The sequence below is a fragment of the Thermus altitudinis genome (assembly GCF_022760835.1).
Classification (GTDB): Bacteria; Deinococcota; Deinococci; order Deinococcales; family Thermaceae; genus Thermus; species Thermus altitudinis.
Genome location: NZ_JAKTNQ010000029.1, coordinates 22,013 through 28,319 on the forward strand (window position 1 = coordinate 22,013; position 6,307 = coordinate 28,319).

A 6,307-nucleotide genomic window follows, 5' to 3' on the forward strand; every position below is an offset into this window, starting at 1 on the left:
CCCTTGGCCCCATGGCCACCTTTGAAAGCAGGGTGTTTTGCCATTCTGGGGGCAGGCTAAGGAGGAGGGCCGAGAGGTCCAATAGGTGGACTTCCTTAGTGTGGAGGTCGGGGACGTAGGCGTAGGCGGGATATAACTCCCCCGTGCCCACGTGCACGGGGCTCAAAAGTTCCAGTTCCAGGCGGTAGCGCTCCAGAAAGCTCATACCCTCACCCCCAAGGGAAACACCTGGAGAACCTCATACACCTTTACCCCGTCCTCTGGGGGAGGGTCAGGGGTGAGGTCCAAAAGCCTGGGCCCGGGGTCCTCCCGGTATACGCTGCCCTCCTTGGTGCGCAGGTAGGATTTCTTGAAGGGTTTGGCCCCCACATACCCCCCTCCCAGGCGGCCCCAGTGGGCCTCGAGGTCGTAGTGCAGGGCTCCCTCCAGGGGACCCGGGGCCAAGGAGACAAAGGCGTTGGCCCCGGGGGCTTCGGGAAGCTCCATGTCCTCTTCCCCTACCACCTGGAAAACCCCTAGGCCCACGCTGGCGAGGCCTCCATAGCCCATCTCCCCCACAAACTCCAGTCCTTCCCGCACGGGAAAGGGGGCCTCTCCCAGGGTGTACACCGCATACTCCCCTTGGGGGAAGAAGAAGTCCTGGGCGAAGAGAATCCCCTGCCGGGCTCCCCCGGTTCCCCGGTCTATGCCCACCCTTACCCGGCGGAGCCGCTTAGGGAGCGGGGGGGTTAGCCTCTCCTTGGGGTCCTCGGCCAGCTCGGGGGCGTGGAGAAGAGCCTCCTCCCCCTTTTCCGCCACCTTGGCAAAGGTTTCCAAGGAGAGGAGCTGGAGGGCTTTGAGGTTCTTGCGCAGCTTGGTCTCCTCCACCAACAGAGGGGAGAGCTTGGGGCGGGGAAGCCAGCCTCGAGGGAAGGCGCTGGAGAGCCGGAAGGAAACCCGTCCTACCCGGTACCCTTCCAAAAGATCCTCCAAGGCTTGGCGGCCATGGGTGTAACGGTACCACCAGAACAGGTGGCCCATGAGGGTTGGGGCCCGGGGCAGGCTCCGCAAGCCCCCTTGGAAGCGAAGGTAATAGGCCTTAACCCTCATAGGGAACCAAAGGAGAGGGTTTCAATCTCCAGGCGCTCCTTAAGGGGAAGGTCTTCCTGCTTCTCGAGGGGCTTCTGCGGGTGCAAAAAGAAGACCTGGCCATACCCCCGGCTAATGTGCCCCCCAAGCCCGTCCAGCTCCAGAAGCTCTAGGGCCCGCATCAGGTACTTTTGGAAATACTCCTCATCCTTGTCGTCCAGAACCCGGTAGGTCATGGACACGGCGAAGCGGCTTCCTGCGGGCACCCGTTCCGTGGTGCGCGGGTTGGCGTTGCCCCCTAGCCTGGGGATAAACACCTCCTGCTTGATCTCCGTGAGGTACCCCCCCCGGGCCACGGTCCGCTCCAGCTCCTCCTTGGAGTCTGGGGTCAGGTAGGCGTCCCGGACCAGAAGCCGGGTGGGCCCCCGCTCACGGGCCACCTTGAGGGCCTTTTCGTCATTTTCTGGCGCCAAGCCAAAGATACGGGCCACGGGATCGTCTGGGTTACTGGAAGCGAAGACGTGCCTTTCTTGGGCCTTTAGGATGTAGTCCCCGCCCAGGCTCCACTCTAGGAGGTAGCGGAGCTTCCCCTTCAGGCTGGACCCCGGGATGTAGGGCTCGTCGGTGAGGGGGTTACGGATCACGGGGTTATCCAGGTCGCCGATGGCCATCTGGTCCCGGCTCATACCGATCCTGAGGCCGGTTTTGGCTAGGAGAATGGCCCGGATGCGCTTGATGGCTCTAAGCCTCATACCTCACCTCCCATGGGCATAGAAGTACGCCAGCACCGCTTCCACGTACTTCATCATGGCCAGGAAGTCCTCAGGGCTCCTCTTGCCGGCGTCTATAGCCTCGTTGAGAAAGTTGACGAAGGTGGTGGCCCCCTTCAGCGGGCCGTTGCTGCGGGTGTTGTAGGCCAGTTTGGCCTTGAGGAGCTCCAGCTCCGGGACCAGCCTCCGGAAGGCCTTGTCCGGGTCGTGGCGCCTCTCCTTGAGGAAGCGGTTCTCCAGGGCCCGCAGCTCAGCGAAGTAGTTGCGGAACTGGCTGGACTTCACCTTGCCCTCCTGGGCGATTTCCTGGGCCAGCTGTTCCGCCCTTGCGAATACCGTCGGGTCTAAGAGCTCCTTCGTCCTGTCCTGAAAAAATACCAACTCTGCCATCTAGTCCCCCCTTTCCCTGTATAGCGCCCATTGTACCCAAACCGGCAGGTGATGCCAGGCCGGTTCTTGGTGATCCAGGAGCCTCAGGTACTGTTTCCAGGCGGACTCATCCTGCTCCCTGATGCGCCTAAGGGCGTAGGCCAGCAGGGGCTTGTAGCGCATCCTCTCCCCGTAGCCTTCCTCGGGCTCCCGGGGCCTTTCCGAAACCCCGTCCCAGAAGCGGCGCCATAGCCCAAGCCAGCGGTACACCTGGGCCTTGCTCACCCGTTTGTCCTTCAGGTGCTGCCTTAGGGGTTCCATCCAGTTTTGGCGCAGGTCCCGTAGGGTGTCCCAAGGCACCGCCCGGCCAAACAGGAAAAGCCGGCCCCGCCCCGCATTCTTGGCGGCGGTCTCCGCCTCCTGTAGGGCTTGGGCCATGGAGGGGACCGGGACTTTGCCACCAAAGAGCTGAAAGCCGCCGGACAGGGTGAGGGCGGGGTGGCGCACGTAGTGACGGTAAAGGCTCTCCAGGTCCAGAGCGAAGTCCAAAAGCACGTCCCAAGGCCCCAGGAGGAAGAGGTCGTCGCCCCCGGAGTAGACGCTGTAGATGAGGCGGTAGCGGCGGGCCTTGTTCTGGGCCTCGAGGTCGCTCCAGCCCAGGCGTCCTTGGTAAAGAGAAGCCTCCTGGATGAGCCCTAGCACCTCCACGGTGAAGAACCACTCCAGGAAACGCGAAAGGGCGGCTATGCGGCTAGGGGTAGCTAGGTCCCGTTCCTGGCAACGCAGCCCCCGGGCGAAAACCTCGCCCATGCGGTCTGCGTCCAGGAGGAGTCCGCCCAGGTACGGAACCCCTTTTGCAAGGGCCGCCAGCTCGCTGAAGGTGAGGGGGCGCTCGCGGGTTACTTCTTCCTCCTCCTCAAAAAGGCCCTCCTGGACCACCCAGGCCTGGTACTCTTCCAGGCTCTTTCCCTCAGCTTCCAGGGCATCCGCCACCGTGGGCAGGTGCCCCAAGAGGGGCTTCACCTCAAGGGAAAGGCCATCCGGGCTAAAGTCGGGCCTTCCCCGCTGCACATGGAAAGGACTCCCGGCCGGACCGGTTCCGTCCCAAAGGGACACCTGCAGCCCGGGAAAGCCAAAGTAGGGCGGAGGGGCGCCCTCTGGGTGGAAGGCCACCCCCTGGGCCCGGGGGAGGCGGCCACCCACGTCCCGTTCTCGTTGGCATTCCTCGCAAAGGGCACCGGGCTCGTCCTGGAGGGCCGGCCTCAGCCCGCAAGCCGCACACGGCCGCAGGGCAGGGCGGAGGGTGTCGGGGGTGGATTGGAGAAACCGCAAAGGCCGAAGCTTCGCCTCGGCGAGGGCCTGGTGCACCCTACAGAAAACCTGGTCAAACTGGGCGAACTCCTTCCCGGCAAAGGGGGCCCAGGCCAGGTAGGGGAGGAGGCTAGCCCCGTTTTTGAAGGCCCACTTCTCCCAGTCCTCGAGGTGGGCTTGGAGGGCCGCCTTCGCCTCTTGGGTGTTGGGTAGGAGCAAGTAAAACTTTCCCCCAGCGCTCATGATGCGGTTTAGGGGCGTCAGGCCTACCTTCCTGAGGAGGCCCAGGGCCATGGCCTCCGCGGCCAGGCTCACCTCGAGGCTCCTCGCCCGAAGCCGCTTGGCGATGCCCCCCACCCCGGTTTCCGCTCCCGCCACCCGGTAGATGTGCCCCTGGATGCCCCCGAGGTCTCCCACCACCAAGAGGAACTTCTCCCCGTCGCGGCGCAGGTCCTCCACGGAGGGGTTTTCCCGGTGGTAGAGCCAAAGGGCATGGGCGATGGCCGCGGTGAGGCGCAGGTGGTCGTAGAGGGAGACATCGGGTTCGGCCTGGGTGTCGGCGGGGATCAGGGAAGCGGTCTCCTGTAAGACGGTGGCCAAGGAAAGGAGGAGGGCGTGGGGGGTCTTGGGGGGGGTTTGTCGCAAGGCTGCCATGCGCTGGTGGAGGTGCTCCTCGAGGCGGCCATACACATCCTTATGGATGTTGGGACGCTCCGTGGGGTATGGAGCCCCTCGTTTCAGCCCCTCCCCTAGCGGGTGGACGGGGCTAAAGCCCACGGCTTCCCCACTGGCCTCTGCAGTGTCCATGGGGAGACAGATCCGCGAGAAGGGGGAGGAGAGGGGCGTCTCGGGAACCTCCCGCCCGCTTGGCCTTTCCGCCTCCTCCCGTTCCTTGGAGGCAAAGGTGTCCGCCAAGGCCACGCACCACTCCTCTGGGGTTTGCGGCTGGTACTGGGGAAGGTTCCTCCAGCCTTCATGGTGACGCTGGACCGTGCGCTTAAGCCATTCCGGGTCAACCCCTACCGCCCCAAAGACGTCCGCATACCGATCCACAAAGCGGGCGCTAAAGGCGGGGTGGTGGGCGTTCTCCCCCCACTCCCCCCAATGGGCCCGCTGGAGGAGCTTACCGATATCGTGGAGAAGACCCGCTAGGGGGATACGGGTGCTATCAACCATTGTCCAGCATTGTAGACCGTCCCAAGGGTGCCCGGTGTGAGGTTTGCACCTGCTCAGGGCCCTGGTCCCAGGGTGCTTGGCCCGGGACCTCCTTGGGTAAGGGAGACTGGTCTGCCATGGGAGCCAGGCCGCCCCGGTCCCAGCGGGGGAGGGGGACCTTTAATACAAGGCAGAGGAAGGGGGCCCGATGTACCCAAGAGCCCAGCCCCTCAGGCCACGCCCAGCTTCCTCTTCAGCTCGGCCACCTCCTCCCGCAGGGCCACCAACCGCTCCAAGAGCCTGCGGTAATGGGCCAGAAGGGCGCGGAACTCCCCCGCCTGGGCGAAGCCTTCCGGGGGTTGCCAGCCCTTGCCCAGGTATTGCCAGCGCCACTTTCCGTCCTTCTTCACCCGGAGGTAGGGATAGGGGCCGTGGGGGCAGCGGCGGCACGCCCTCTTGCCACACCGCACCCGGCGCCAGTGGACGGGCATGGGCACCAGGCCTTCCAAGGCCTCCCGGGTTTCCTGGATCTGGCGCTCCAGGCTGGCCATCTCCCGGGCGTAGGCCTCGAGGCGGCGCACAAACGCGGTTTGCAGGCGCTGCAGGTCTGGGACCATACCGCCTCCCATCCTAGCAAGGGGCTGGCCCCTTTTCCGGGCCCTAGGGTAGGGGCCGGGGGCACCCCCGGGGTGGGAAGCGGGCTCCATGCCTCCTCTAGCGGTCCTTTCGCCCGGTACAGGGCCAGCGGGAGGGGGCCTCGAGGGGGCCCAGGCCGGGCAGACTAGGCCCTAGGGGGAAGACCCCAGGCCTTGGGGCGTGGCGGCTGGCTCCGGTCCCGTTGCGGAGGTCCTTATGGTCACCAACATTTCTCTTGTCATTTTGCTGCCTTCCCGTCCCACCTATTCCCTCGGTCTCAAACTTTCTTGTGTTTGTAAAGACCATCTTACATTATGGGGCGTGGGGATGGGGAGGTCAGAGTGGGGAAGGGGTGGAGAGGGGTGGAGAAGGATGGAGAAGAGAGATCTTTTCATGGTATGTTAGAAACTGTTGTAAAAGTCCCCTCCACCAGCTTATGCGGCCCTGGCCAGCCGCTTCACCAGCAAGCGTATCAGGCCTAGGTACATCCAGGCTTCCGTTATCTCAGGGTGGTACTCGTAATCCTTCCCCAGCCGTCGGTTTCGCCCCAGCCAGGCAAAGGTCCCCCTACCACCCACCGCTGGGGCCGGGGCTTGAACCCACCCTCCCGCCCAATCTCCGGCACCTCCTCCCCCTCCCGCACCCAGACCCCCCGCACCCCCGCATGGGGACGGGCCACCACCTCCAGCTCCAGTCCCAGCCCCCTGGCCACCTCCCGCAAACCCCGGTAGCCCCAGTCCACCAAGAGCTTGCGCACCCGGGGCCAGGAGAAGGGGTCCCTCCCCAGAAGGGACGCCCGCCCACCCCCCCCTCGTGCCCATGGGCCGGGTGGACGGAGGCCCCCAGGAAACGGCCCCCGCATCCGTCAGGCCCGGCCGCTTCCTCCCTTTGACCCCCTTCGCCCCGTCGTGTCCCCGGGGCCCCCTTTTCCCCCGTCTTCACCGGCTGGCTGTCCATGACCAGGGCCCTCGGGGAGGCATACCGTCCTTCCCGCTCCC

The 6,307-nt window shown here is 65.0% G+C and carries 6 protein-coding genes and 1 pseudogene; all 7 read right to left on the reverse strand.

The window, feature by feature from the left end; translation table 11 throughout:
- Positions 1–205, reverse strand: a pseudogene (locus tag L0D16_RS09855) (type III-A CRISPR-associated RAMP protein Csm5); the annotation flags it as partial.
- The gene (gene csm4 / locus L0D16_RS09860) at positions 202–1,089 is read right to left on the reverse strand and encodes a type III-A CRISPR-associated RAMP protein Csm4 (protein ID WP_243031738.1); all 888 of its coding nucleotides are present in this window, start codon (positions 1,087–1,089) and stop codon (positions 202–204) included. The gene csm4 and the pseudogene L0D16_RS09855, both read right to left, overlap by 4 nt.
- Entirely contained in the window at positions 1,086–1,820 is a 735-nt protein-coding gene (gene csm3 / locus L0D16_RS09865; RefSeq protein WP_243031739.1) for a type III-A CRISPR-associated RAMP protein Csm3, read from the reverse strand. The genes csm4 and csm3 overlap by 4 nt, the downstream gene beginning before the upstream one ends.
- 3 nt (positions 1,821–1,823) lie before the next feature.
- Positions 1,824–2,228 carry a type III-A CRISPR-associated protein Csm2 gene (gene csm2, locus L0D16_RS09870; protein ID WP_243031740.1) on the reverse strand — a complete coding sequence of 135 codons (405 nt, stop codon included), beginning with the start codon at positions 2,226–2,228 and terminating at the stop codon, positions 1,824–1,826.
- Positions 2,229–4,694, reverse strand: a complete 2,466-nt coding sequence (cas10, locus tag L0D16_RS09875) for a type III-A CRISPR-associated protein Cas10/Csm1 (RefSeq protein WP_243031741.1) — start codon at positions 4,692–4,694, stop codon at positions 2,229–2,231.
- 209 nt (positions 4,695–4,903) lie between these two features.
- Entirely contained in the window at positions 4,904–5,290 is a 387-nt protein-coding gene (locus L0D16_RS09880; RefSeq protein ID WP_243031742.1) for a DUF6788 family protein, read from the reverse strand.
- A 518-nt stretch (positions 5,291–5,808) separates the two neighbouring features.
- Positions 5,809–6,066, reverse strand: coding sequence for a hypothetical protein (locus L0D16_RS09885; RefSeq protein WP_243031745.1), 258 nt, complete (start codon positions 6,064–6,066; stop codon positions 5,809–5,811).
- Positions 6,067–6,307 lie beyond the last annotated feature (241 nt).